Annotated in this window: 27 protein-coding genes; 9 read left to right on the top strand and 18 right to left on the bottom strand. The window is 34.1% G+C overall.

What is annotated here, in order from left to right; genetic code table 11:
* Nucleotides 1-59 precede the first annotated feature (59 nt).
* Genes E5D58_RS06335 through E5D58_RS06345 form a run of 3 tightly spaced genes read right to left on the bottom strand, consistent with a single transcriptional unit; the run spans nt 60 to nt 2141 of the window.
* A complete protein-coding gene (locus E5D58_RS06335; protein ID WP_136481010.1) occupies nt 60-599 on the bottom strand; it encodes an RsmD family RNA methyltransferase in 540 nt (179 codons plus the stop codon).
* Nucleotides 599-1420, bottom strand: coding sequence for a DUF3822 family protein (locus E5D58_RS06340; RefSeq protein WP_136481011.1), 822 nt, complete (start codon nt 1418-1420; stop codon nt 599-601). The genes E5D58_RS06335 and E5D58_RS06340 overlap by 1 nt, the downstream gene beginning before the upstream one ends.
* Entirely contained in the window at nt 1404-2141 is a 738-nt protein-coding gene (locus tag E5D58_RS06345; RefSeq protein WP_205660304.1) for a hypothetical protein, read from the bottom strand. Before E5D58_RS06345 ends, E5D58_RS06340 begins: the two co-directional genes overlap by 17 nt.
* A gap of 128 nt (nt 2142-2269) precedes the next feature.
* Between E5D58_RS06345 and E5D58_RS06350 the strand changes: the two genes are divergently transcribed.
* From E5D58_RS06350 to E5D58_RS06385, 8 genes are all read left to right on the top strand, one after another.
* Nucleotides 2270-3703 (top strand): ATP-dependent DNA helicase, encoded by a 1434-nt coding sequence (locus E5D58_RS06350; RefSeq protein ID WP_136481012.1) that lies wholly within the window; start codon nt 2270-2272, stop codon nt 3701-3703.
* Nucleotides 3704-3713: 10 nt separating this feature from the next.
* On the top strand, nt 3714-4283 hold the full coding sequence (locus tag E5D58_RS06355; protein WP_136481013.1) for a DUF4126 domain-containing protein: 570 nt from the start codon (nt 3714-3716) through the stop codon (nt 4281-4283).
* A gap of 68 nt (nt 4284-4351) precedes the next feature.
* Nucleotides 4352-5065 (top strand): 3-deoxy-manno-octulosonate cytidylyltransferase, encoded by a 714-nt coding sequence (kdsB, locus tag E5D58_RS06360; protein WP_205660307.1) that lies wholly within the window; start codon nt 4352-4354, stop codon nt 5063-5065.
* Nucleotides 5056-5760, top strand: coding sequence for an HAD family hydrolase (locus tag E5D58_RS06365; protein WP_136481015.1), 705 nt, complete (start codon nt 5056-5058; stop codon nt 5758-5760). Before kdsB ends, E5D58_RS06365 begins: the two co-directional genes overlap by 10 nt.
* A 1-nt stretch (nt 5761) precedes the next feature.
* On the top strand, nt 5762-6379 hold the full coding sequence (locus E5D58_RS06370) for a CatA-like O-acetyltransferase (RefSeq protein WP_136481016.1): 618 nt from the start codon (nt 5762-5764) through the stop codon (nt 6377-6379).
* A gap of 49 nt (nt 6380-6428) precedes the next feature.
* Nucleotides 6429-7511, top strand: coding sequence for an iron-containing alcohol dehydrogenase family protein (locus tag E5D58_RS06375; protein WP_136481017.1), 1083 nt, complete (start codon nt 6429-6431; stop codon nt 7509-7511).
* Nucleotide 7512: 1 nt separating this feature from the next.
* Complete coding sequence (locus tag E5D58_RS06380) at nt 7513-8061, top strand: 1-acyl-sn-glycerol-3-phosphate acyltransferase (protein ID WP_136481018.1); 549 nt, start codon at nt 7513-7515, stop codon at nt 8059-8061.
* Nucleotides 8062-8295: 234 nt separating this feature from the next.
* Nucleotides 8296-9027, top strand: a complete 732-nt coding sequence (locus E5D58_RS06385) for an NYN domain-containing protein (protein ID WP_136481019.1) — start codon at nt 8296-8298, stop codon at nt 9025-9027.
* Between the two features lie 89 nt (nt 9028-9116).
* Here E5D58_RS06385 and E5D58_RS06390 read toward each other — a convergent pair whose 3' ends face one another.
* The 9 genes from E5D58_RS06390 to thrA form a co-directional block, all read right to left on the bottom strand.
* Nucleotides 9117-9701, bottom strand: a complete 585-nt coding sequence (locus tag E5D58_RS06390; protein WP_235835858.1) for a hypothetical protein — start codon at nt 9699-9701, stop codon at nt 9117-9119.
* Nucleotides 9683-9892, bottom strand: a complete 210-nt coding sequence (locus E5D58_RS15110) for a hypothetical protein (protein ID WP_235835859.1) — start codon at nt 9890-9892, stop codon at nt 9683-9685. Before E5D58_RS15110 ends, E5D58_RS06390 begins: the two co-directional genes overlap by 19 nt.
* A gap of 51 nt (nt 9893-9943) precedes the next feature.
* Entirely contained in the window at nt 9944-10690 is a 747-nt protein-coding gene (locus E5D58_RS06395; protein WP_136481020.1) for a YebC/PmpR family DNA-binding transcriptional regulator, read from the bottom strand.
* 91 nt (nt 10691-10781) lie between these two features.
* On the bottom strand, nt 10782-11072 hold the full coding sequence (locus E5D58_RS06400) for a 4a-hydroxytetrahydrobiopterin dehydratase (RefSeq protein ID WP_136481021.1): 291 nt from the start codon (nt 11070-11072) through the stop codon (nt 10782-10784).
* A gap of 53 nt (nt 11073-11125) precedes the next feature.
* The gene (locus tag E5D58_RS06405; protein ID WP_136481022.1) at nt 11126-11959 is read right to left on the bottom strand and encodes a sugar nucleotide-binding protein; all 834 of its coding nucleotides are present in this window, start codon (nt 11957-11959) and stop codon (nt 11126-11128) included.
* A gap of 37 nt (nt 11960-11996) precedes the next feature.
* Nucleotides 11997-13079: a glycine cleavage system aminomethyltransferase GcvT gene (gene gcvT / locus E5D58_RS06410; protein ID WP_136481023.1), complete on the bottom strand. Its 1083-nt coding sequence runs from the start codon at nt 13077-13079 to the stop codon at nt 11997-11999.
* 343 nt (nt 13080-13422) lie between these two features.
* Entirely contained in the window at nt 13423-14718 is a 1296-nt protein-coding gene (gene thrC, locus E5D58_RS06415; protein ID WP_136481024.1) for a threonine synthase, read from the bottom strand.
* Between the two features lie 5 nt (nt 14719-14723).
* Complete coding sequence (locus tag E5D58_RS06420) at nt 14724-15647, bottom strand: homoserine kinase (RefSeq protein WP_136481446.1); 924 nt, start codon at nt 15645-15647, stop codon at nt 14724-14726.
* 97 nt (nt 15648-15744) lie between these two features.
* Nucleotides 15745-18189, bottom strand: coding sequence for a bifunctional aspartate kinase/homoserine dehydrogenase I (thrA, locus tag E5D58_RS06425; protein ID WP_136481025.1), 2445 nt, complete (start codon nt 18187-18189; stop codon nt 15745-15747).
* A 342-nt stretch (nt 18190-18531) separates the two neighbouring features.
* On the opposite strand from thrA, the gene E5D58_RS06430 reads away from it, so the two are divergent.
* Complete coding sequence (locus E5D58_RS06430; protein ID WP_136481026.1) at nt 18532-20091, top strand: NAD(P)H-hydrate dehydratase; 1560 nt, start codon at nt 18532-18534, stop codon at nt 20089-20091.
* A gap of 60 nt (nt 20092-20151) precedes the next feature.
* Here E5D58_RS06430 and E5D58_RS06435 read toward each other — a convergent pair whose 3' ends face one another.
* The 6 genes from E5D58_RS06435 to E5D58_RS06460 form a co-directional block, all read right to left on the bottom strand.
* Entirely contained in the window at nt 20152-21525 is a 1374-nt protein-coding gene (locus E5D58_RS06435) for a TlpA family protein disulfide reductase (protein ID WP_136481027.1), read from the bottom strand.
* A gap of 97 nt (nt 21526-21622) precedes the next feature.
* The gene (locus tag E5D58_RS06440) at nt 21623-22477 is read right to left on the bottom strand and encodes a substrate-binding domain-containing protein (protein WP_136481028.1); all 855 of its coding nucleotides are present in this window, start codon (nt 22475-22477) and stop codon (nt 21623-21625) included.
* Nucleotides 22478-22490: 13 nt separating this feature from the next.
* On the bottom strand, nt 22491-23360 hold the full coding sequence (locus tag E5D58_RS06445) for a nucleoside phosphorylase (RefSeq protein ID WP_136481029.1): 870 nt from the start codon (nt 23358-23360) through the stop codon (nt 22491-22493).
* On the bottom strand, nt 23350-24291 hold the full coding sequence (locus tag E5D58_RS06450) for a DUF1835 domain-containing protein (RefSeq protein WP_136481030.1): 942 nt from the start codon (nt 24289-24291) through the stop codon (nt 23350-23352). The genes E5D58_RS06445 and E5D58_RS06450 overlap by 11 nt, the downstream gene beginning before the upstream one ends.
* A 3-nt stretch (nt 24292-24294) precedes the next feature.
* Nucleotides 24295-24624 (bottom strand): translation initiation factor, encoded by a 330-nt coding sequence (locus E5D58_RS06455; RefSeq protein WP_136481031.1) that lies wholly within the window; start codon nt 24622-24624, stop codon nt 24295-24297.
* Between the two features lie 6 nt (nt 24625-24630).
* Nucleotides 24631-25581: an isopenicillin N synthase family dioxygenase gene (locus E5D58_RS06460; RefSeq protein ID WP_136481032.1), complete on the bottom strand. Its 951-nt coding sequence runs from the start codon at nt 25579-25581 to the stop codon at nt 24631-24633.
* Nucleotides 25582-25624 lie beyond the last annotated feature (43 nt).

Consider the following 25624-nt stretch of genomic DNA (forward strand, 5'->3'; position numbering starts at 1 on the left):
GGCCCTTAAGGAGATTTCTAAATTACTGAAAAAAAACCAGTTATAAAAGTATTATAGTCTTAATCCTCCTGGAAAAAACTAAAAACACTACCGCCATAGCTTTTTGAATACCTACAGTTTTTTTCTTCAGAGAGCTTGGTGTGTTTAGAATGCTCTATAATTAAAACACCACCGCTAAGCAGTAACTTGTTGCTAAAAACCTGATTAGCTATTTCAGAAAATTGCTCGTCCGTGAAATTGTATGGAGGGTCTGCAAATATAAGGTCAGCTTTTAAAATTGTTTTTGTTAAGAATTTGAAAACATTACTCTTTACAGTTTGAATAGGCATATCAAACTTATTGGCCGTTTCATTGATAAATTTTATACAACCAAAATCTTGGTCCACCGCAACGATATGTTCTGTGCCTCTAGAAGCAAATTCATAACTGATATTGCCTGTACCCGAAAATAAGTCTATAACTGAAATCTCATCAAAATAGTATAAGTTATTTATTATATTAAATAAAGATTCCTTCGCCATATCTGTAGTTGGTCTTACAGGAAGATTTTTTGGCGTAATAATTTTTCTACTTTTATATAAGCCTGAAATAATACGCATTACAATGAATTTATTAATGAGAAGTGATTGTGGCTTAATTTTGGAGCTTTTAAGTATCTAAAGGAGTTTAAATGTTCTCCGAAGCTAACATGCCTAATGTATTGATAAGTAATTTCATATAGCTCATCGTTCTTATTAATATTACCTAACAATACTAGTTTAAAAACCTCTGTATCTAAGTTGAGTTGCTCCGCTGTAAACAGTAGGTAATAAATAAAGTCCTCCTTAGTTGTATATTTAAATGCATTGTAAAGCTTTAATTTACCTGAATCTAGAACTATAATTTCAAAACTACCTTTTTTTACATTAACATACACCTTTTGGTAAAGTCCATCTTTTTCTAACTTAAGAATAGTTTCTATTAGAACGGTTGAAATATGCTTAAACGTAAAAGTACCATACTTATCATAAATAAAATTATTTATGTTAATGTAGGGCACATAAACGCATACGCAATCATTTTCCTCAATGGTGTCAAACGTTATAAAATCTGATTTTAAAATTTTCGCATTGAATTTTAAATAATCAGCTACTTGATCTTCATTAAATAATGGTTTAGGTACTTGAACAGATAAATCGTTATCATGAATAATAGAGACCTTCTTAAAGTCTGAATCAAGAGCCTTATTGGTCTTAAAAAGATGCTTTAAATGATCTAATATTTCTAATGGATTTAGATTTTTATTAAAGTCCTTATTGTAAAGGCTTGTAATGGTATTTGAATCACGTTCTAGTATACAAAAAGAAAGTCCACTCAAACTTATTTGAATGGACAATTCTAGATTAGTTAGTTTATTAGAACTATTATTCGTTAGAGCCATATGTCTTTGGCCAGTTTCCAGTTGTATTTACTTCATCCATTGAACCTACCTTTAAAGCATCACCATTTACACCGTCCACAGAAACAACTTGATTTTCTTGAGCAACAAGATCTTTGTTTTGGTCGTATAAAATAACATCCTTCTTTACAGAAGCTTCAAAAACAGGAATGTTTATTTTGTTCTGCTCAATATAGCCAGCATCTAATGCAAACTTAGCACCTTCTTTTCCAACAGGAACATTCATCATAGTTTTATACCTGTCAGAAGTTTTAAATAATGAATCTTTTACAGGTACAAAACCAAGCGTATCTATAATTAGTATGTCTTTAAAAGTATCAACTCCATAAAGTTTGGTTAATTCTTGGTCAATAACACTAGAATCTCTTCGTTGTGTTATTGTAAATTCTGCCGTATCAATAAACTTTACCAAGTTATCAAATTTCTTTGCAAACTTACCTGTTACTTGTCTGTGTGCTAATTGAGAATTTCTAATATCTTTTAAGCTTTCAATAACTTGAATGTAACGTCTGTTTTTTTCTTTATTAAATTGAATCGGCTCATAAATTGACATATAGGTTTGGTAGCCTAAGTAACCAATTAATATCCAAAGCACTATGTTTAAAATAGGTTTAAGTTTTGAAGGAATAAATTTATCAACTAGCTTAACTAAGCCAATTGTAACTAATATCACTGCAACTGCAATAAGAACAAATGTTAACATAGTGTGTTATTTAATTTAAGGTTTATTAATGGTATTTAGCAAATCTACAATTTTTTTTTAATCGTAAAAACAAAGAGAGTAAAAATCATTTCTATCTTTGAATAAAATTTAAATCGTTCTTATTTTACATGAACTCCCCCGAATTTTATTCACTTATAAAACAGCAGTTTCCGTTTCAACCTACCATAAAACAAAATATTGTTCTTCAGCAACTCTCAGATTTTATATTTAGTAAAGATAAACGACTGCTTTATGTTTTAAAGGGGTACGCAGGAACAGGTAAAACTACGATAGTTGGATCCATTGTAAGTAATTTATGGAAGGCTAAAAAAAGTGCCGTTTTAATGGCTCCAACTGGCAGGGCTGCCAAGGTTATTTCAAACTACTCAAAAAAAGAGGCTTTTACCATTCATAAAAAAATATATTTTCCGAAGAAAGAAAAGGGAGGTGGGGTTAAGTTTGTTTTACAGCCTAACAAACATAAAAACACCATTTTTATAGTGGATGAGGCTTCTATGATTCCTGACACACCAGGAGATTCTAAACTTTTTGAGAACGGTTCATTGCTTGATGATTTAATTCAATATGTATATTCTGGACACCACTGCAAACTCTTACTTATTGGCGATACCGCCCAGTTACCTCCAGTGAAACTAGATTTAAGTCCAGCATTAGATGAAAACATACTAAGTTTAAATTACAACAAAGAAGTCTTGAAAATGGAGTTAGATGAAGTGGTGAGGCAAGAAGCCGATTCAGGAATATTATCGAACGCTACCTTTATTAGGCACGCTATTTCTAGTGAAACTTTTGAGAGCTTTAAATTTGATCTAGCCAATTTTAAAGATATTGTTCGCCTAGTTGATGGCTACGAAATTATGGATGCTATTAATGAGGCCTATAGCGAATTAGGAAATGAAGAAACCGCCATTGTAGTTAGGAGTAATAAACGTGCTAATTTATACAACCAGCAGATACGAAGCCGAATTCTTTTCAATGAAAATGAACTCACTTCTGGAGATTACCTTATGGTTGTTAAGAATAATTATTTTTGGATAAAGCCAACTACCGAAGCCGGGTTTATTGCTAATGGTGATATTATTGAAGTCTTAGAAATTTTTAGCATAAAGGAATTATACGGGTTTAGATTTGCTGAAGTTAAAATTAGAATGGTAGATTACCCAAAAATGAAGCCCTTTGAAACGGTTTTACTTTTGGATACAATAGCGGCTGAAACACCATCACTGTCGTATGATGATTCCAATAGATTATATCAAGAAGTGATGAAAGATTATGAACATGAAACGGCCAATTACAAGAAGTTTTTAAAGGTAAAGAGTAATAAGTTCTTCAATGCCTTGCAAGTTAAGTTTTCTTATGCCATAACCTGCCACAAATCGCAGGGGGGGCAATGGCATACTGTATTTGTCGAGCAACCCTATCTGCCAAACGGTATAGATAAGGATTATTTACGTTGGCTATATACTGCGGTTACCAGAGCCAAAGAAAAATTGTACCTTATTGGCTTTAAAGACGATTATTTTGAAGAACATTTTCGGTAAAATATGAAGTATGAATGGAGAAACCATCATTAGTATTTGCTTGGGCATAGGGCTATCAGCATCTGTAGGCTTTAGAGTGTTTTTACCATTGTTTGCTTTAAGTTTAGCCTCGTATTTTAATGTTTGGCAGCTTAATGAGTCTTGGCAATGGCTGGGTAGTACCGCCGCCTTGGTTACACTTGGTGTTGCTACCTTAGTAGAAATTTTTGCCTATTTTATTCCCTATATTGATAACTTTTTAGATGGTCTGGCTGTACCATTGGCTGCCGTAGCAGGAACAGCCATTATGCTGTCTACCGTGGCCGATTTAAGCCCAGTCATCACATGGTCGTTAGCAATCATTGCTGGAGGGGGGACAGCTGCCGCAGTAGCAGGAACTTCAAGCACCACACGTTTAGCGTCAACGGTTACAACAGGAGGTGTGGCTAATCCTTTAGTATCTGTTCTAGAAACAGGCACTTCAATACTTTTGTCTGTTCTTTCTGTTTTTTTACCAATTATTGCGGCTATTCTGGTTGTAGTAATTGTTTTTATAGTGTATAAACTTTATAAAAAGTTTAATTCACCTGTGGTAAAATAGCCTAATAATATTATATTTTTGAACCATAATTTTAACATATAAACCTTTAAACCGTGAAAATAATTTCAATGATCCCGGCTCGATATGCCGCTTCACGCTTCCCAGGAAAGCTTATGCAAGAACTTGGGGGTAAAACTGTTATTCTAAACACCTATGAAGTTGCCGTAGCGACTAATTTATTTGATGATGTGTTTGTTGTAACCGATAGCGATATTATTTATAAGGAAATAGTAAATAATGGCGGTAAAGCTATTATGAGTAAAAAAGAGCATGAATGCGGTAGTGATAGAATTGCGGAAGCTGTCGAGTTTATGGATGTGGATATTGTAATTAATATTCAAGGAGATGAACCTTTTACAGATAAGCAATCCTTAATGGATCTTATTGAAGTTTTTAAAGATGATCATGATAAAAAAACAGATTTAGCTTCCTTAATGGTTGAAATTACTGAAGCGGAGGAAATAAACAACCCAAATGTGTGCAAGGTTATTGTTGATAAAGACAACTATGCGCTCTATTTTTCGCGCAGCCCCATTCCATATCCAAGAGAAACTAATGTTGGGGCTAAGTATTACAAGCATCAAGGGGTGTACGCCTTTAGAAAAGAAGCGCTACTCGATTTTTATAGGTTACCTATGTTACCGTTAGAGGCTTCAGAAAAGATTGAATGTATACGATACTTGGAGTATGGAAAAAGCATAAAAATGGTTGTTACAGATATACAAAATGTTGAGATCGACACTCCAGAAGATCTAGAGCTTGCCAAAAAACTATGGAAGTAAATTATAAAGACATTAGAGTTATTGGTTTTGATGCCGATGACACCTTATGGGTTAACGAAACCTATTTTAGAGATGCAGAGCAGGAATATGCAAAACTCCTCTCTCAATATGAAACGCCTAACAAGATTGATCAGGAGTTATTTAAAAAGGAAATAGGTAATTTAGGTCTTTACGGATATGGGGTAAAAGCCTTTATGCTTTCAATGGTAGAGTCTGCTTTAGAAATATCTAATTATAATGTTACTTCAAAAACCATTGATGCCATCTTAAATATTGGAAAAGACATGCTTAATAAGCCTGTTGAATTGTTGGAAGGTGTCGAGGAGGTGCTGCAAGGTTTGTCAAATAATTATAGGCTCATTCTAGCAACTAAAGGCGATTTGTTAGATCAAGAACGAAAGTTAGAAAAGTCTGGATTAACCAAATATTTTCATCATATTGAAGTTTTAAGTGATAAGAAAGAAGCCAATTATTCTAAACTATTGAAGCATCTTGATATTAAACCATCGGAGTTTTTAATGATTGGAAACTCTTTAAAATCGGATGTCTTACCATTAGTAAATATAGGAGCACATGCTATTCATGTACCGTTTCACACCACTTGGGCGCATGAGCAGGTTTCAGAAAGTGATACAAAAGGTGTATCTTATAAAACACTAACGTCTTTAAAGGAGGTTTTACAATTATTAAAATAAGTTGAAAGTTATTAATATAAATACCTGGAATAGAAAGGAACTCTATGAACACTTTCTAAGGCTTCATGATCCTTATTTTGGTTTAACCCTTCCTTTTGATGTTACCAATGCTTATAGACTGTCCAAGCTAAATGGTATCAGTTTTTTTGGGAGGTATCTTCATGATTGCTTGAAGGCTTTGAATAGTATTGATAACTTTAAGTATAGGATTGAAAAGGATGAAGTTGTACAATATGATGTAATTCATGCTTCAGCAACGATTATGAGAGAAGATAAAACTTTCGGATTTTCTTTTATAGACTTCAACGATGATTTAAATGTATTTCTTAAAAATCTGGAATTAGAAAAAGTCAGAATTCAAAGTACCAATAATTTATATCCGCCCAAAAATAGTCAGGACTGTATACATTGTTCTGCACTGCCATGGGTTAATTTTTCTGGACATAAAGAACCTGCATCCAACACTATAGAATCGGTTCCTAGATTGGCCTTTGGAAAAGCTTTATACGTTGATGATAAACTGATGATGAATGTTGCTATAAGTGCAAATCATGCGCTGGTGGATGGGTACCATGTTGGATTGTTTTCTGAAAAATTTCAAATGTATTTAAACCAGTAGTAAGTAAATTAATAGTATTTTTGAATACTCTAAACATAAATCCATACAAATGAATTATAAAAATTTTCCTATGGTGTCGAATGTTATTTTCGGCAGAGGTAGTTTCGGTCAAATTAATGATGTGTTGGCTCCAAAAAGATTAAGTTCTAAGGCGCCTTTTATTTTTTTGATAGATGATGTTTTTAAAAACAATACTTCAATAGCCTCAAGAATTTCTTTGTCATATGACGATCAAATTATTTATGTGTCTGCTGCCGAGGAACCCAAAACATCTCAAGTTGATAAATTGGTCGAAGATATTATTTTAAACACCAAAGAAAAGCCGTCTGGAATTATCGGCATAGGTGGTGGTACTTTGCTTGATCTGGCAAAAGCGGTGGCCATAATGCTAACAAACGAAGGGCCTGCTAAAGATTATCAGGGCTGGGATTTAGTTAAAAACCCTGCTATATATCATGTTGGTATCCCTACTATTTCTGGAACAGGGGCCGAAGTTTCGCGTACAACGGTACTAACAGGGCCAGAGCGTAAACTCGGTATAAATTCTGATTACACACCCTTTGATCAGGTTATACTGGATTCTGAGTTAACGCAAGGCGTTCCTACAGACCAATGGTTTTATACTGGTATGGATTGTTATATTCACTGTGTAGAATCCTTAACAGGAACTTACCTAAATAAATTTAGCCAAACCTTTGGGGATATGGCTATAGAATTATGTAGAGATATTTATTTATCTGATAAGTTATCTGAAGAAGAAGCTCAAGAAAGTTTAATGATGGCTTCATGGCATGGCGGTATGAGTATTGTATATTCTCAAGTTGGCGTGGCTCACGCATTAAGTTACGGGTTGTCTTATTTACTTGGTACTAAACATGGTATAGGTAATTGTATTGTTTTTGATCATTTGGAAGAATTTTATCCAGAAGGGGTAAAAGAGTTTAAGGCCATGAAAGCTAAGCATGGTATTGACTTACCACAAGGTATTTGTGCTAGTTTATCTGATAAAGAATTTGATATTATGATTGATGTAGCTTTAAGTTTAGAACCTCTTTGGGAAAATGCGTTAGGCAAGGATTGGAAAAAAGTAATGACGAGAGACAGAGTTAAAAGTTTATACCAAAAAATGTAATATGCAATGGCTGGCTAAATTTTTATATTATCAAGTTTTAGGCTGGCGCATTGTAGGTAATACTAGTTTTTCAAAAGATACTGTTAAAAAAGCTGTAATAATTGCTGTACCACATACAAGCTGGCATGACTTTTATATCGGGGTGTTGTTAAGGGCAGTGGTGGGGGTAAAAACTAATTTTATTGGAAAGAAAGGTTTGTTTGTTTTTCCCTTTGGTTATTTTTTTAGAGCTTTAGGAGGCGCACCCATTAATAGAAAAGTTAATGAAAATAAAGTAGATGCCATTGCTAAGTTATTTTCTGAAAAGGATGAGTTTAGAATGACTTTGGCACCTGAAGGGACCCGAAAAAAAGTGGAAAAATGGAAAACAGGGTTCTATTACATTGCAAAAAAGGCTCAGGTTCCTATTATATTATTTACGCTAGATTTTAAAAACAAGGAAAACAAAGTGTCTGAACCATTTTACCCAACAGACAACATTGAAGCAGATTTCAATTATATGCATGCCTTCTTTAAAGGCATACAAGGTAAGATTTCGAAATATTCTTGATGTTATGGCATAATAATTGTTTACTTACTATTGTAGCACATGAAACATAAAGTAAACAATTCATTGTCCCTAAAAAGAAACATGAGCCAGAAATATTAAAAAGCTGTTTCTCAAGTAAGGTGAAGCAGCTTTTTTATTAAAGCAGTTCCTATTGGAAAAAGGTCTGTTAATTTTTGAAACTTAAATTTTAGAATACCCGCCGGCTCCACGTTATTATCACTATATTTAACTATTATGATAAAAGACACAAAAATTGCTGTTTTAATAGATGGCGACAATATACCGTCAAAGTACATTAGTGAAATGATGGAAGAAATTACAAAATATGGTACACCCACTATAAAACGTATTTATGGCGATTGGACCAAACCCCATCTTGCCAAATGGAAAAAAGTCTTACTTGAAAATGCTATAACACCAGTTCAACAATATAGCTATACACAAGGAAAAAATGCTACAGATTCTGCTATGATTATTGACGCTATGGATGTGTTGTATTCTGAAAAGGTTAATGGCTTTTGTCTAGTATCTTCCGATAGTGACTTTACAAAATTGGCAACCAGATTACGTGAAGCTGGAATGGTTGTATATGGTATGGGGGAGAAGAAAACACCTGATCCCTTTATTGTTGCTTGTGATAAGTTTATTTATTTAGAAATTTTAAAGAAAGACACTGAAAAAATTGAAGGTTCAAAATCTCTCCAAAAGAAAAACCTATACAATATTACTCCAAAAATTATTCGGTTGTTAAAAAACTCGGTTGAGGACGCAGCAGATGATGATGGATGGGCATTTCTAGGAGATGTTGGGTCCCTAATATTAAAGAAACAACCTAATTTTGATTCAAGAAACTTTGGATTTGAAAAATTAACGCCACTTTTTAAATCGTTGGATCAATTTGAACTCGAGCAGCGCGATCAGAATAACACACGTTTTAAACTAATTTATGTGAAGAACAAGAATTAAGTTTTTCTTGAAAGCTTAGATAGTAGGCAACCAAGAAATTACCACACACAAAATTCCAAGTCCCGGTGCCTGTTGCGATTTTTTTACATTTATGATGTCTTGGGTGTGCCGACTAAATAAAGTATAACTCCTGGTTTAGTATTTATTTTATCGATTTTCCAATTAAAAGTATCCTTATTGTCTAATCCATCAACCAAAGATTTCATTTCTTTAACGGAATAAGTTCTTAAGGATGAAACTACGCCATCCCAAAACACGAAAAGGGGAACAATTGGAATTAGGTAGGTGAACAAAACCCTGCCAAGTTTAAAAGGTTTAATAAAAGGTGTTGTAAAAAGAACACTTAAGGGCGAAAATACCATGGCAAGAATACTGGGGACACTTCGTTCTTGCGCCTCAAAAACCGCTATGCCACTTTTAGAGTTTACAGCACTTTGTAAAATTTTAATAGCATCATTAGGTTTAAAATGATGTAATGATAAAAATTGGGTACGTAACCCTTTTAGGTCATCAGGAACGTGCATGGCATTGACAGGTTGCTCTTCATAACTTATGTTATCACAAGAGTCGCTTAAGTATGTAAAAGCAGATATATTGGGATAAAAATCTGTTAACCGAATCTTTAATTGCGGAACCGTTTTTTTTAGTTCAGAATTTAACCATCCAACCGCCACCACCGGCCAGATCCTAAATCGACAATATGAGTGGTTTTTGACTGTTCTAAAGCGTCTACAATTATGGAGATAACAGGTTTATATAGCTTTGTTTTATTGGCTAAAAACTGTAAGAAATCAGAGCCGTAGTTTCTTAAAAAAGCAGGAAACCACTTCTGGTCTTCAAATTCAAAAAGATGCACTCTAGGCATAACTCAATTAAAATAAAAAGAGAGCCTTGTTTCCGCTCTCTTTATTGATATTTATTCTGTTCCTTCTTGCATGGTATGGTATACGTTCTGCACATCGTCATCTTCCTCCAGTTTTTCTAAAAGTTTTTCAACATCGGCGATTTTTTCTGCATCTAAGGGTTTTGTTACTTGAGGAATTCGCTCAAAACCAGAAGATAATATCTCAATGTTGTTTTCTTCTAGATACGCTTGAATTTTCCCAAAGCTTTCAAAAGGTGCATAAATCATGACGCTGTTTAATTCGTTACCGTCTGCATCTTCATCTGTATCTTCAAAAATTTCTTCAACACCAAAATCTATAAGTTCTAGTTCTAATTCTTCTAGGTCTAAACTATCACCCTTAATTTTAAAATTGCAAGTATGATCGAACATAAACACCACCGAACCTGAAGTACCCAGACTACCATCACATTTGTTGAAATAACTGCGTACATTAGCGACGGTTCTGGTATTATTGTCTGTAGCGGTTTCTACTAAAACCGCAATCCCATGAGGTGCATAGCCTTCAAATACCACTTCTTTGTAATCCCCTTGATTTTTATCTGAAGCGCGTTTAATAGCGCGTTCAATGTTGTCTTTTGGCATGTTTACAGCTTTGGCATTCTGTATAACAGCTCTTAAGCGGGAATTACTATCTGGGTCCGGTCCACCTTCTTTAACCGCCATAACAATGTCTTTACCAATTCTAGTAAAGGCTTTGCTCATAGCAGACCATCGTTTCATTTTTCTTGCTTTTCTAAACTCAAAAGCTCTTCCCATAATATTCTATTTCTTTAAGCATCCGTTTGGAACGGACATTGATATTAAAAATTAATCCCACAAAGTTAAAAACCTGGTGCTATTATACAAATTATTCCTCGGGTTCCACTATAAGCTCAATAGCTTCGGCCAATTTAAAATCTTTATTGGTAACACCACCGGCATCATGTGTTGATAAGGAAATAGTTAAAACGTTATATACATTTTGCCAACTGGGGTGGTGGTTTAAAGCTTCACACTCAAAAGCTATTCTACTCATGGCGCTAAAACAGTCTTTAAAGTTTTCAAACTCGAATTCGGCGTTTAAACTGTCATTGAAATATTCCCAATCCGGGAATCTTAAAAGTTTTTTTTCTATGTCTTGCTCAGAAAGTTTTTCCATGGAATTAGGTTTTTTTAAACATACAATTTAAGTAATTAACTTTTTTTAATCAATTAAATCTGCAGTTCCGTTAGTATTTCTTGGCTTAAAAGTTGTAAGTGTTTCGGGAGCTTATTGAATTTTGGCAAAACAGCCAAATACCTGTCGTTATTTGTAGTATACACCCTTTTATAAAGGGGCTTGTTTTTAAAATTAAGTACAGAAACCATTTCCTTTATAAAATCATCATGATGCACTAAATCTTCACTACCTAAGTGAAAGATACCATGTTTGTTACGATTTATGATATAATGAATTTGTTGCGTTACTTTGGTGTCTGTAGTAACATTCATTATCAAATTAGGAAAGATCTCAATAGGTTCTTTGCTCTTGTTTAGTTGAATGAGTTCTAGAATTCTAGGGGATTGTGCACCAAAAACCATGGGTAATCTCATGATGGCAACTTGTTTTTTAGGCAACCGCAAAAGCATATTTTCAATTTTTATTTTGAAATGACCATAAATACTATTGCTATAGGTTTTATCATGTTCATAGCTAGGATACTTCGAGTAGGCATCGAAAACATTTGCTGATGATACATACAAGAGTCTAATCTTTTTTGAAAAAACATACTCGCACAGATGTTGATGTAACAAAACCTGTTTAGAAAAATCGCCACGAAGTGCCGAAATTACAATGGTAGGCCTTACGATATCTAAAATCTCATAAATATCATCTTCTTCAAAATTGTACTGAAAGAAATGATTGTTTTTTTCGTAGTGTTTATTGCTAATACAATAGGTTCCAAAAGTTAAAAAGTAGGAGCAAAGCTCTTTATAAACAGCTCCTCCAATAAATCCACTCGCGCCAAGTATTAGAATCCTGTGTTTACGCTCTTTCCTCACCATCTTTTAGCTTGCAACTTTTAAAAGTGAATTACTTTTCCTATTGTTTGTAAAAGGGCAGCTTTACCACGGTAGCCAGAATAGCTTTCTTCCTTATTTGGATGCTTATTTTACTACCTACCTCACTGAATATAACGGGAACATAGCCCAAACCAATACCTTTTCCTAAAGATGGAGACATGGTCCCAGAAGTTACAATTCCTATTTTATTACCGTTACTATCTACAATATCATAGTTATGACGAGGAATGCCACGATCGTCCAACTCAAAAGCAATAAGTTTGCGTTCTGGTCCGCGTTCTTTTTCAGCTTTTAAAGCTTCCCAATTTGTAAATTCTTTAGTGAATTTTGTAATCCAACCTAAACCAGCTTCCATGGGCGAGGTGGTATCATCAATATCATTACCATACAAGCAATACCCCATTTCTAAGCGCAACGTATCACGTGCGGCTAGACCAATGGGTTTGATACCAAAATCTGCACCAGCCTCTAGCACTTTATCCCAGATTTGTTTGACCTCTGAGTTTTTGCAGTAAATCTCGAAACCACCACTACCAGTATAGCCTGTTGCAGAAATAATAACATGCTCCACTCCGGCAAAATCACCTACAATAAAATTATAGAATTTAATGGCTGACAAATCATGACGTGATATACGTTGCATGGCCTCAATCGCTTTTGGACCCTGAATAGCAAGTAATGAATAATCATCACTTAAATTTCTCATAGTCGCTCCAAAACTGTTTTTTGACTGAATCCAATCCCAATCTTTCTCAATATTACTAGCATTAACTACTAATAAATAAGTCTGATCTTTTATTTTGTAAATAATCAAATCATCAACAATACCGCCATCCTCATTTGGTAAACAACTGTATTGAGCCTTTCCAATAGTTAATTTAGAAGCGTCATTACTAGATACCTTTTGAATTAAATTTAACGCATGTTCGCCTTCAATTAAAAATTCTCCCATATGGGACACATCAAATACGCCTAATGCGTTTCTAACAGTTTCGTGTTCAATGGTAACACCTTCATATTGTACAGGCATATTAAAACCAGCAAAAGGAACCATTTTAGCACCTAAAGCCTTGTGTGTGGATGTTAAGGCAGTATTCTTCATTTGAAATCTTTTGTTAAAAAATAAATGCAAATAAGACAAATAATTAAAATGATAAATCCTGCAAGCAATGCCTTTTTATAAGTTAACGAACTAACTATATCTTGAGTAACACTTCCAAAAAATTTAATAATTCCAATAAAAAAGTCTTCCATCTTTTGAAAACAAATGTATCGAAAAAATAAAGACCTAGTATTGAATTAAGCAAAGCTTAACAAAATTATTAGGGCTCGAAAATAGCCGTCAAAAAATCATCAAAAAGTATAATGTTATTAAAAGTTATACTGCCACAAATATCAGGTTTATTCAAAAGCACATTGCTTGATGTGTAAAATCATATGATAGATTAGCTTTTCAACAAAAAAATCTTCAAATCTTCATAGTTAGAAATAGAATAGGCTTCTTTAGTTTTTCCCATAACAGATTGAATTTGTTCGGGTAATGGTTGTTTTTCTTTAATGACCTCTTCAACAACATCTAGAAACTTGGTTGGGTGTGCTGTTTCTAAAAAGACACAATGCGCACTCGGATTATTCTTTAAATACGATTTACATCCTAAATACCCTACAGCACCATGAGGGTCTGCAACATAGTTATAATTGTTGAAAATCTCAAGCATAGCTTCTTTAGTTTCATCATCTGAAAAACTGTATGAAGACAAGTTCTCTTTTAAGATCTCGAATTTATTTTTATAAATCTCTTGAATACGGATAAAGTTACTTGGTGCTCCAACATCCATAGCATTTGAAATGGTTTGTATAGATGGTTTTGGTTCGTATAACTGAGATAATAAGTAGCGTGTTACTACATTATTCGCGTTGTTTGCCGCTACAAATTGCTTTATAGGTAAACCTAATTGCTGTGCCATCATACCAGCACAGATATTGCCAAAGTTACCGCTTGGTACAGAGAAAACGACATCTTTATGGGTATTATGAAGCTGCTTATAAGCAAACATAAAGTAAAAAAGTTGTGGTAACCAACGCGCTACGTTTATAGAATTTGCCGATGTTAGCTGCATTTTAGAGGTTAAAGACTCATCTAGAAAAGCCGTTTTCACCATGGCTTGGCAATCATCAAAAGTACCATTAACCTCAAGAGCTTTAATGTTTTGGCCTAAAGTTGTTAATTGTTTTTCTTGAATGTCGCTTACTTTTCCACTAGGATATAAAATAACAACATTAACACCTTTAACACCTAAAAACCCATTGGCTACCGCGCCTCCAGTGTCACCAGAGGTGGCAACAAGAACAGTAACTTCCTTGTCATTGTCTTGATTGAAATAGCCTAAACAGCGCGCCATAAAGCGTGCTCCAACATCTTTAAAAGCCATTGTTGGACCATGAAATAATTCCAAGGTTGATATGTTATCGTTTAGTTTTACAACTGGAAAATCAAAGGACAGAGTTTCTTTAACAATCGTTTTTAAAGTCTCTTCTGGTATTTCGGGAGAGACAAATTGTTTAATGGCTTCAAAAGCTATTTCAGGATAGGAAAGATTGTCAATATTTTCAAAAAACGACTTTGGTAAAGGTGTAATACTTTCGGGAAAGTATAAACCCTTGTCTGGAGCCAATCCTTTTATTACCGCATTTTTAAATGTTGACCTAGGAGCGTTATGGTTTAATGAGAAGTAATTCATGGTATTTACTTAAGTATTTTAACACCTTGGGTGTTAATTGGTGAGACATGAATATCAAAATCAATGTCCGTTTTATTATAAACAGCTTGCATGGCATTTTTAATGGCATTGGCTGTATCTAAATCTTTACATAATGAAAAAATAGAAGGTCCTGAACCCGAAATACCAACACCTAAAGCGCCCGCTTTAAGAGCTGCAGCTTTTATATTATTGAATTCAGGAATTAATTGACTTCGGTAAGGTTCAATAATAACGTCGTTTAAAGATTCGCCTATCAATTCATAATCATTGCTATGTAACGCATGCACCAAACTACCTAAGTTAGCCCATTGTTCTATGGCTTTGTTTAAAGGAACCTCTTTGGGTAAAATAGCGCGTGATTCGGATGTTTTAATTTCTATTTGCGGATGAATAATTGTTGCATACAGTCCATCTGGAGATGGAATATTTACGATTTTTAAAGGCGATACACTTTTTACTAATGTGAATCCGCCAAATAAAGCAGGCGCTAAATTATCGGCGTGTTCGCATTTACTAGCTAAGGCTTCGCCTTTAATAGCGAATTCTGTGAGTTGTGTTTTATTGAAAGGTTTGCCTATAAGTTCGTTCATCCCAAAAACGCTTCCAACTGCACTGGCAGCGCTACTACCAATTCCGCTTCCGGGTTTTATATTTTTATAAATTTCGATTTCAAAACCAAAATCGACATCTAAAGCTTCGTACATGGCTAGCGCCGATACTCCAGCAACATTTAGCTCTGCCTTATATGGTAAGTCGTAGCCTTCAATGTGAGAAATAAAGATGCCCTTTTGTTCAATTTTACGAATAACCATCTCGTCTCCAACACTATCCAAACAAAATCCTAAAACATCAAATCCGCAAGCAACATTGGCTACAGTAGCGGGTGAAAATACTTTTATTTCGTTCATTTTATCTATCAAATAGTTCTCGGCTGCACTTGAACAGTAACTTGAACTTTTTTTATGTAACATGTTTTATATCTATATATTACTAAAAGTTTATATCCTAATCATTGCCAAGTCTAATAATATCTGCAAACAGCCCCGACGCTGTTACATCTGCACCCGCTCCAGCACCTTTAATAATCATAGGGTTGGTTGGGTAACGCTCTGTGTAAAACATGACAATGTTATCACTACCTTCTAAATTATAAAACGGATGGCCTTCAGGTATTTCCTGAAGTCCTACGCTGGCTTTTCCATTGTCGAACTTTGCAACATATTTTAGTTGACTATTATTAGCTTTAGCAGACGCGTATAATGCTTGATAATGTGCTTCATCTTGTCTTAAGGTTTCATAGAAATCGTCAACTGAACCACTTTTTTGACCAGCTTCAGAAAGAAATGAGGTATTCTCAATATCTTCTAAGTTTATTTCAACACCACTTTCTCTCGCCAAGATCAATATTTTTCGTGCCACATCAACACCACTTAAATCAATTCTTGGGTCAGGCTCGGTATAACCCTCAGCTCCAGCCTGTTTTACGATATCATAAAACTTGGTGGAATCATTAAAGTTATTAAAAACAAAGTTTAAACTACCAGATAAAACCGCTTGAATAGATTTAATTTTATCTCCGGAAGCTACTAGGTTTCCTAAGGTGTCTATTACAGGTAATCCTGCACCCACATTTGTTTCAAATAAGAAAGGTGCGTTGTAGTTAAGAGATAAACGCTTTAGTAATTTGTAATTTTCAAAATCACTAGAACAAGCAATTTTATTACAGGCAACAATGGCGATACTCTCTTTTAAATACTGCGCATATAGCTCCGAAACATTTTTATTGGCCGTAACATCTACAAAAATACTATTACGAAGGTTCAAAGCTTTTGCTTTATCAAAAAAACCTTGTAGGCTAGCAGGCTCACCTTGGTCTAATTCCAATTTCCAATTGGACAAATCTAAACCGTGTTCACCAAAAATCATTTTTCTTGAGTTAGACAATCCTATAACCCTGAGTTTTATTTTTAAGTTATCTTTTAAAAATTTCTTTTGTTGTTTAATCTGTTCTACCAAACGTTCGCCAACATTACCAACTCCTGTAATGAATACATTAAGTTGTCTTGTCTTGGCTTCAAAGAACTGTTCATGCAAGGTATTCAACGCTTTTTTGATATCTTTTTCTGCAATCACAGCAGTAATATTTTTTTCGGATGCTCCCTGTGCAATAGCCCTTACATTAACATTGTTTTTGCCTAGACTACTAAACATTTTTCCACTTATACCTTGATGGTTTTGCATTTTATCCCCAACAAGTGCGATAATTGATAAACCAGTTTCTAAACGAATAGGATCAATTTTATCAAGGGCTATTTCATTTTCAAAAGTGGTATCAATAACCTCTTTTGCATTTTGAGCATCTTTCTCCTCAACACCAATACAAATAGAGTGCTCAGAAGAAGCTTGGGTAATCATGATAATATTTATCTTTTCTTGAGAAAGTGTTTCGAACAACCGTTTAGAAAAACCTGGAATACCAACCATGCCACTGCCCTGAAGTGTTAGTAAGGCAATATTGTTAATGTTACTAATTCCTCTTACGGGTTTATTAGAAAGCACTTCTTCATTTGAAATGATGGTTCCCACGGCGTCTGGTTCCAAGGTGTTTTTAATATGTATTGGAATACCTAAACTTAATACAGGTTGTACGGTTGGAGGATATAATACCTTAGCTCCAAAATGTGAAAGCTCCATGGCTTCCTGATAGGAAATTTTATCAATAGGATAGGCTTGTTTTACCAGTTTGGGGTTGGTGGTAAACATACCACTAACGTCTGTCCAAATTTCTAACTGATTTACTTTTAAAGCTGCTGCAACTATTGCTGCGGTAAAATCGGAACCACCACGACCCAAAGTAGTTTGTTCGCCACTTTTTGAATTGGCAATAAAACCCGGTAAAATCGTAATATTTTGCTTAGCTGCATTAAAGTACAGTTGAATATTACTATTAGTAATGCCAAAGTCTACTTCGGCCTTTGTATAGTTTGAATCTGTAATAACCAGTTCTTGCGAGTTCTTTCTATCAGCAGAAAGGCCTCTGTTTTTCATGGTTTCGGCAATAATAAAAGATGATATGCGCTCACCATAACTTACTAATTTGTCGGAAGTTTTAGGCGATAATTCATTAATTAAGAAAACACCATTTAATAAATTTTTCAAGCTATTTAGCCTATCCGATACCCCGCTAACGATAGCAGTACTATTGTCTGGGTTTAGCTCTTTAATAATGGTAAAATGTCTTTCTTCTATTTCTGCAAGTGTGTCTTTAAAGGAATTGTCCTTATTCAGTGCCTGATTACCTGCTAATAGTAGTTTGTCGGTAATACCACCAACGGCAGATACAACACATACAACAGAGTCCGATTGACCATAATCGTTTAGTATACTTATAACGTTATTTATATTTTTTGCGGAACCTACAGATGTCCCACCAAATTTTAAAACTTTCATGTTTTAATGTCTTGAATAATTAAAATAAATACTTGAAGTATGCGATATAAAACATCGCAAAGATAGCCGGAAGGATATATAATTAGCAACCCCAAAGGGTCGTAATGTTTGTAGTTGTACCAAATAAAGTTGTTGTTTCTTTTGAATTAAAAGAAATTACTGTTTTAATTATTTGATTTAATAGGTTCATTTAGGCTATAAATACCTTTCAAAAGTATTACTTTTAGCCTAATAAAAAAACTAAAACAACTTTTTTACAATATTCTTAAAGGGGGGTAAATTTGATAGAGAAATAAAAGCAAACCCTTGCAAGAACTGAAAAATTCTCAATACAGTTAAAAGATGAAAGTATTCTCTAAAGAACAAATATATGAAGGAGATAAATTAACCATAGAGCGTCAACAAATATCTTCAACAGATTTAATGGAGCGTGCAGGAAGCCAAATTTTTAATTGGATGCATTTGCGTATGCAGGGAGCTCAAGTGCCAATTCATATTTTTTGTGGTATAGGAAACAATGGAGGTGATGGATTGGTACTAGCTAGACACTTAATTTTAGACGGCTATAATGTTAATACCTACATTATAAATTGCAGTGATAAACGATCCAAAGACTTTTTAGTTAATTACGATCGAATTAAGAATGTTACTAAAAAATGGCCCGTTTTACTGAGCTGCCAAGAAGACTTTCCAGAGATAGATCCTAATGATATCATTGTGGACGCTGTTTTTGGTATTGGTTTAAATAGGCCAATTGATGACTGGGTTAAAAGACTATTCGTTCATTTTAAATCGAGTAAGGCTTTTATCTTGTCTGTAGACATTCCGTCAGGTTTGTTCCCCGACAAACCAGTTACAGATAAAGATGCTGTGGTTTGGGCTGGATTTACGTTAAGTTTTGCATCACCTAAACTAGTGTTTTTTCTACCAGAAACGGCAAAATATACAGTACAATGGGACGTTTTAAATATTGGCTTGGATCAGGAATTTTTGCTAAATACAGAAACAGATATAGAACTTATAGGAAAACATGAAGTGCTACCTAATTATATGCCAAGGGATACCTTTTCTCATAAAGGCATGTTTGGTCATACACTTGTTATTGGTGGGAGCTATGGTAAAATAGGAGCGGTAACTTTAGCGAGTAAATCGGCTTTATCTGTTGGAGCTGGTTTAGTAACTAGTTATGTTCCTAAATGTGGTTATATTCCACTTCAGACGTCTTTGCCAGAAGCCATGGTTATTACAGATTCTAGTGAAGACATAATCACTTCTATCAATTTTGATATAACAGCAAATTCGATTGCCTTTGGTGTGGGAATTGGTACCGATACTAAAACTGGAAACGCATTTAAACAGTTTTTAAAAAAGAATACGGCGCCATTGGTAATTGATGCCGACGGTTTGAATCTTCTAGCAAAGAATAAGGACCTATTAAAACTTTTACCGAAATCTGTTAGTGTATTAACGCCACATCCAAAAGAACTGGAACGACTAATTGGTTCATGGACTGATGATTTTGACAAGTTGAATAAGGTAAAGGCATTTTCAAAAGAGCATAATGTTGTTGTAGTTATTAAAGGAGCACATACAATCTCCGTAATGGGAGATAAATTGTTTATCAATACAACTGGCAATCCAGGGTTAGCTACAGCTGGTAGTGGCGATGTCTTAACAGGTATAATAGCCGGATTAATAGCGCAAGGTTATAATGCCTTAGTAGCTGCCATTTTTGGCGTGTATTTGCATGGGAAATCGGCAGATATTGCCATTGAGGATTATAGCTATCAGAGTTTAAATGCAAGTTATATTTCTGATTATTTAGGTCAAGCTTTTTTAGACTTATTTAAGCCGCCAGAACAGCCAAATGAACAGGCTGAAGACCAAAGCAAGACTGAATAATTTATAGAGATTAAAAAAAGCTGCATTATGCAGCTTTTTTTAAAATGTTAAAAGTAATGCTTAAATATTTTCCGAATTTAGCAAGGTTTCTAATTTCGGGTTGGAGGGTCTTGGCGCATTAGGGTCTACTATGTTACCATTAGGATCAATTAAAATAAATCTTGGAATACCTTGTATTTGATAATCTTTTACAAATGAGGAATTCCAATCCTTGTCAGCCATAAGTTGCATACCACCTAGCTCTTTACTTTGAACCATGGCTTTCCATTTATCATGATCTGCCATTTGATCGATAGAAACACTTACAAACTCAATGTTTTTATCGTGGAATTTTTCTTCAACCTCTTTTAAAAATGGAATTTCACGCTTGCATGGGCCACACCATGTTGCCCAAACATCAATATAAACATACTTTCCTTTTAGGTCGTCAAGAGATGTTGTACCACCTTGATAGTTTTCATAGTTTACAAACTTTGGTGAAGGCTTCCCTTTAGCTAATGCTGTTAACTTTGCGTATTTTTCAGTGATAATCTCGTTATGTGCTTCATTGGTGGAGTTTGCAATAAAAGCTTCATAAAATGAATCGATATCTTTCGAATAATTCATATTAAAATTGGCAAATTCATAAAGAAGTCCATTTTTTATACTCTCGCTTTTAATGTTACTTACGGTTTTTACAAAAGCCAAGTCGCTTTCCATAGCCTGTTCCTTAGCAAGTTTTCTAGCTTCTTTAGTAAAATAATCGGTTACCAATCTTTTGTAGTTGCTGGATTCTTTAAAATCTTCCTCATTCGTATAATTAAACCCTTCAAAATCTTTTAAAAAGCTTTCAGACGGTTTGAAATCTTGATTCTTAGTAAAGTATGCATGTGCATTCTTGTAATCATTTAAAAAGCTTAAATAGATATAATTTATATCTCTAGTCTCTTTTTCAACAAATGCGTTTTCTAACCCTTTAGTATCGGCTAAAACATCTAATAAACCATTTTTTACCATTGCAGCCTTTTTTGTGAAATCTGCTTCATTTAGCAGGTATGTTTCGTTAGGGTTTCCAAACAATTCTCGTTGTGTTTTTCGTTTGGCTATCAGGTAATTATTAACTTCAAAACCATGACCTGTGATGGACAAGGTGTTTTCAAAATTATTGGCATCATATTTAATATTTAGATTAAACCCAGGTTGTAGATTTAAAAAAACAGGGTTTTTGCCATCGTAAAGTACATATGAATGTTGACCTAATGTTAGCGTATCTACAAATGTTCCGTCTTCAGCAATAACTAGTGGCTCAGAAAACGACCTATCCATACTGTTTATGGAAATCTCACCAAGAGGTTTGTTTGTAATTTTTCCAGAGATAATGGCGTAATCAACTTCAGGTTTATTGTTACAGCTTAAAAAAGCCATTGCTGTAACTATTAAGAGTATATTTTTCATTTTTTTAGATTGTGTGAGTCAAAAATAAACAATTGGGGTATCTCACTATCTGTTTTTTGTGAATTATTAACATTTTAGAATGATTTGATTTAATCGTTTATATTTTATGAGTAAGTTGTTCATATTCAAACATTTTAGGAATGATGTTTAACGTTTTAAGCTTTTTTTGTACCTGCATTATGGTGTCTTCTTTAATAAGATCTTGTGACCATTCTGTAATTTTTAGCCAATCTTGAACATCTCTTAGTTCTTGCTTATAACGGTTAGCAATGGTTTTGTCAATACTTGGAATACCTTTAAATTCCCTTGTTGTATTATTAATAATATCTAGAATGGTTTTCAACGTTTTGTTATGTCCTTCAATAAAATCTTCTCTAACAGCAATAACAAAGCACGGCCATGGGGAAGGGCAGTCGCCAATTCTTCTAAATATACCTGAATCGACTAAAGGCTTGGTTGTGAATTTTTCCCATAAGAAATAATCTGCAGTACCATTGGTGAGTCCATTAATGGCCCCATTTAAGTCTTTTATGACTTCAAAATTCAAGTCTCTTACAAGATCCCAATGATTGTTTTCTGCCTGAATATAGGCCATAAGGTGAGATCCTGAACCGTGTCTACTAATAGCAGCTTTTGTACCTTTTATATCGTCTATGCTCTTAAAAGTAGATTTATTTGCAACATGAACACCCCAAACTAAAGGAGTATCCACATAGGTTTGTACAATTTTACTGGGATTTCCTGCAATGATGTCTTTAATTATACCTTCAGTTAAAATAACGGCTATATCAATTTCACCGTTTCTTAAACCTTTACACATGGCCCCAGTACCACCAGGATAGTCTTGCCACCTTAAATTAATGTTAGCTTGTTTATATTCACCTCCTTTTAGTGTTAAATACCATGGTAGGTTAAAGTGCTCTGGAACACCTCCAATATTGACTCTCTTCATAAGGTTTAATCGATTATTCTACAAGTTTGTTTAAAGTATAGGTGATTAAGTCATCAATAGTTTTTGAAGGATTTTTACTGAAATACCCTGTAGCACGATTAGCAATAATGGCATTTAATGAAACAGCCTTATGCCCTAATAGTTTTGCTAATCCATAAATAGCAGACGTTTCCATCTCAAAATTAGTAACTTTTAAATGGTTATGGTTAAAAGAGCTAATCTTATCTATTAAAAAAGGATCTTGCACAGAGAGTCTTAAAACTCTTCCTTGTGGTCCATAGAAGCCACCAGCGGTGGCCGTAAAACCTTCAAGGGTAATATCACTTTTTAGTTTCGCTTCTAAATCTCTATTGTTTTCAATTACAATAGGTTTGGCTTTATTTGGGTTCCAGTTTGTATGATCAATAATGGCATTTTCTAATGGTGCATTCTGTATACTTTTCAGGTTATAAGCGTGAAGCATCCCGTTAATATCTAAGCCATATTTACTTAAAACAAAAGAATCTATAGGAATATCTTTTTGTAAGGCTCCAGAAGTACCTATTCTAATAAAGTTAAGACTTGTTAAGGAGTTCTTAATTTGCCGTGTTTTAAAGTCTATATTAGCAAGGGCGTCTAATTCATTTAAAACAATATCAATATTATCGGGCCCTATTCCTGTAGAAATAACACTAATTCTCTTTCCTCTATAAGAGCCTGTATGAGTTTTAAATTCGCGTTTTTGGGTTTTAAAATGGATGTTATCGAAATGTTTTGATACTTTTGAAACGCGATCTTGATCTCCAACCAAAATGATAGTGCTTGCAATGTTTTCAGGCTTAAGGTTTAAATGATAGATACTACCATCTGGATTAAGAATGAGTTCGGATTCCTTAATCACCATGCGAAACTATTTTAACCAGTTGATTTTGTTCTTTGCTGAAATGAAAATCAGACACAGAAACACCACCATATTTCATATTATTAGCTAGTTCTTTGGAAAAGTTTCGTTGCCCTAAAAGGGCTTCGTGGCCAAGTCTATTTAGGGTTAATTCATCTTTGCCTTCTGTAAAAAATATGCTTAGCTTATCAATAATACGCAGTATTTGCATATCTCCAAAACCGTAATACCCTTGGTAATTTAAGGCATAACCTAGGAGGTGGTTTTTCGATTTTATATGGTTTTCCTTTATTAATGAAAGCACATTGGTTTCAAGGACATTAAGTCCTGTTTTTGAATTTGGAAAACGTTCCAAGTGGGCCTTCAGGCAACTATTAAGATATTTGAATGACGACGGTTTTATAATAAAAGGTTTAAAAAGGTTGTGGTCTTTACCACAATAAATACCCCAAATGGTAGTAGCTAATTCGATGTCTTCTTTTTGGAGCTTAATCTTATTTTTGTAATGATTAAACAGTTGCGATGCGTTTAGTTCACTGAGACCTTTAAGGTTTTTTTCTCCTTTTATCCTTCCGCTACAAACTAAATATAAGGGTAAATTTATCTTTTTTTGTTGCAATAAATTTATAACACCCAGAAGATTAATATGACAGAACAAATCGTACTCAAACCATAGGATAATTTCAGAGTAACGATCAGGGTTACTCAGCTGGCCTAATGCAAATTCTACTTTGTTTAAATCCAGTTCTACATTATAGAAATTGCTCAAAAATTCACTTCGCAAAGCAATAAAATCTTCCGTATGAATAACTTCCTGTGTAGGGCCTTCACATAAAATTTCTTGCCAAGTTAGCTTTTCGCCTTCAATTTTTAGCTCATTTAAATAAGAGGTTAATACCCCTCCATTGGTTATATGTAATGGTTCTTTCTTCATATACTAACCACCTACGCGCTTAACGTTAAAGCCTTTATCTGTTAATATTTGCATTATTTTATCTCTATAGTCCCCTTGAATGATAATCTTATCATTTTTAAAACTTCCTCCAACGTTAAGCTTAGTTTTTATTTCTTTCGCTAATATCTTAAAATCTTGCGTAGCACCAGTATAACCCTCTAGAATAGTAATCGGTTTCCCTTTACGCTTTTCATACTTGCAAATAATGGGGGTGTCCTGCATCCAAATATTAGAATTACTGTTATCGTTAGAAGTATCTTCTTCTTGAACATGTTCAGGAAACAAATTTTTAAGTTGGTCTTGCAAATCCATGTTTTGTTATTTTTTAATAAGCCCAAGCTCTATTAGTCGTTCATTTAAAAACTCTCCAGCCGTAATATTATCAAATAATTTAGGGTGTTTAGCATCAATACAACTTTCTAAAACATTAAGCTTCATACTACTTATAGGGTGCATAAAAAATGGAATAGAATATCTCGATGTTCCCCAAAGTTCTTTAGGAGGATTTACCACGCGATGTATGGTAGACTTTAGTCTGTTATTAGTATGTCTTGACAACATATCCCCGACATTAATCATAAGCTCATCTGGTTGTGCTATGGCATCTATCCATTCCCCTTTATGGTTTTGCACCTGTAACCCTTTTCCTTGAGCTCCCATTAATAAAGTTATTAAATTAATGTCACCATGAGCTGCCGCTCTTACAGCTTCTTTGGGTTCTTCTTTAATAGGTGGGTAGTGAATGGGTCTTAAAATAGAATTTCCATTATGAATATAAAAATCAAAATACGTTTCTTCAAGGTTTAAGTAAAGGGCTAAAGCCCTTAAAACATATTTTGCAGTTTTTTCAAGCATTTTATAAGCCTGTTTTCCAGTCTCATTAAAATTAGGCAGCTCTTTTACCATTACATTGTCATGGTATTCTGCCTTTAAAGTTTCGTCATTTTCAACATATTGACCAAAATGCCAAAACTCTTTTAAGTCACCTTCTTTTTTGCCTTTAGCACTTTCTTTTCCAAAGGATACATACCCTCTTTGTCCTCCTATACCTGGGATTTCATATTTCTGCTTTACATCGATTGGTAAATTGAAAAAATTTCTAACCTCCTTATACAAACTGTCTACTAAAGCATCGTCTAGAAAATGCCCCTTAAGTGCCACAAAACCAATATCTTCATAAGCTTTCCCAATAGCCTCAACAAAGTTTTGCTTTTTACTTTCATCGTTCGAAATAAAGTCTATTAAATTGACACTGGGTATGGCGTTCATTGGATTTATATTTTATATGATGAGATAAAAACAAATGTACAAA

The sequence above is a fragment of the Cognatitamlana onchidii genome (assembly GCF_004804355.1).
Taxonomy (GTDB): domain Bacteria; phylum Bacteroidota; class Bacteroidia; order Flavobacteriales; family Flavobacteriaceae; genus Cognatitamlana; species Cognatitamlana onchidii.

Bases quoted from the DNA above. Each gene is read 5' to 3' on its own strand.
- E5D58_RS06335 (WP_136481010.1), bottom strand. From the start codon at position 599: ATGCGTATTATTTCAGGCTTATATAAAAGTAGAAAAATTATTACGCCA.
- E5D58_RS06340 (WP_136481011.1), bottom strand. From the start codon at position 1,420: ATGGCTCTAACGAATAATAGTTCTAATAAACTAACTAATCTAGAATTG.
- E5D58_RS06345 (WP_205660304.1), bottom strand. From the start codon at position 2,141: ATGTTAACATTTGTTCTTATTGCAGTTGCAGTGATATTAGTTACAATT.
- E5D58_RS06350 (WP_136481012.1), top strand. From the start codon at position 2,270: ATGAACTCCCCCGAATTTTATTCACTTATAAAACAGCAGTTTCCGTTT.
- E5D58_RS06355 (WP_136481013.1), top strand. From the start codon at position 3,714: ATGAATGGAGAAACCATCATTAGTATTTGCTTGGGCATAGGGCTATCA.
- kdsB (WP_205660307.1), top strand. From the start codon at position 4,352: ATGATCCCGGCTCGATATGCCGCTTCACGCTTCCCAGGAAAGCTTATG.
- E5D58_RS06365 (WP_136481015.1), top strand. From the start codon at position 5,056: ATGGAAGTAAATTATAAAGACATTAGAGTTATTGGTTTTGATGCCGAT.
- E5D58_RS06375 (WP_136481017.1), top strand. From the start codon at position 6,429: ATGAATTATAAAAATTTTCCTATGGTGTCGAATGTTATTTTCGGCAGA.
- E5D58_RS06380 (WP_136481018.1), top strand. From the start codon at position 7,513: ATGCAATGGCTGGCTAAATTTTTATATTATCAAGTTTTAGGCTGGCGC.
- E5D58_RS06385 (WP_136481019.1), top strand. From the start codon at position 8,296: ATGATAAAAGACACAAAAATTGCTGTTTTAATAGATGGCGACAATATA.
- E5D58_RS15110 (WP_235835859.1), bottom strand. From the start codon at position 9,892: ATGCCTAGAGTGCATCTTTTTGAATTTGAAGACCAGAAGTGGTTTCCT.
- E5D58_RS06395 (WP_136481020.1), bottom strand. From the start codon at position 10,690: ATGGGAAGAGCTTTTGAGTTTAGAAAAGCAAGAAAAATGAAACGATGG.
- E5D58_RS06400 (WP_136481021.1), bottom strand. From the start codon at position 11,072: ATGGAAAAACTTTCTGAGCAAGACATAGAAAAAAAACTTTTAAGATTC.
- E5D58_RS06405 (WP_136481022.1), bottom strand. From the start codon at position 11,959: ATGGTGAGGAAAGAGCGTAAACACAGGATTCTAATACTTGGCGCGAGT.
- gcvT (WP_136481023.1), bottom strand. From the start codon at position 13,079: ATGAAGAATACTGCCTTAACATCCACACACAAGGCTTTAGGTGCTAAA.
- thrC (WP_136481024.1), bottom strand. From the start codon at position 14,718: ATGAATTACTTCTCATTAAACCATAACGCTCCTAGGTCAACATTTAAA.
- E5D58_RS06420 (WP_136481446.1), bottom strand. From the start codon at position 15,647: ATGAACGAAATAAAAGTATTTTCACCCGCTACTGTAGCCAATGTTGCT.
- thrA (WP_136481025.1), bottom strand. From the start codon at position 18,189: ATGAAAGTTTTAAAATTTGGTGGGACATCTGTAGGTTCCGCAAAAAAT.
- E5D58_RS06430 (WP_136481026.1), top strand. From the start codon at position 18,532: ATGAAAGTATTCTCTAAAGAACAAATATATGAAGGAGATAAATTAACC.
- E5D58_RS06435 (WP_136481027.1), bottom strand. From the start codon at position 21,525: ATGAAAAATATACTCTTAATAGTTACAGCAATGGCTTTTTTAAGCTGT.
- E5D58_RS06440 (WP_136481028.1), bottom strand. From the start codon at position 22,477: ATGAAGAGAGTCAATATTGGAGGTGTTCCAGAGCACTTTAACCTACCA.
- E5D58_RS06445 (WP_136481029.1), bottom strand. From the start codon at position 23,360: ATGGTGATTAAGGAATCCGAACTCATTCTTAATCCAGATGGTAGTATC.
- E5D58_RS06450 (WP_136481030.1), bottom strand. From the start codon at position 24,291: ATGAAGAAAGAACCATTACATATAACCAATGGAGGGGTATTAACCTCT.
- E5D58_RS06455 (WP_136481031.1), bottom strand. From the start codon at position 24,624: ATGGATTTGCAAGACCAACTTAAAAATTTGTTTCCTGAACATGTTCAA.
- E5D58_RS06460 (WP_136481032.1), bottom strand. From the start codon at position 25,581: ATGAACGCCATACCCAGTGTCAATTTAATAGACTTTATTTCGAACGAT.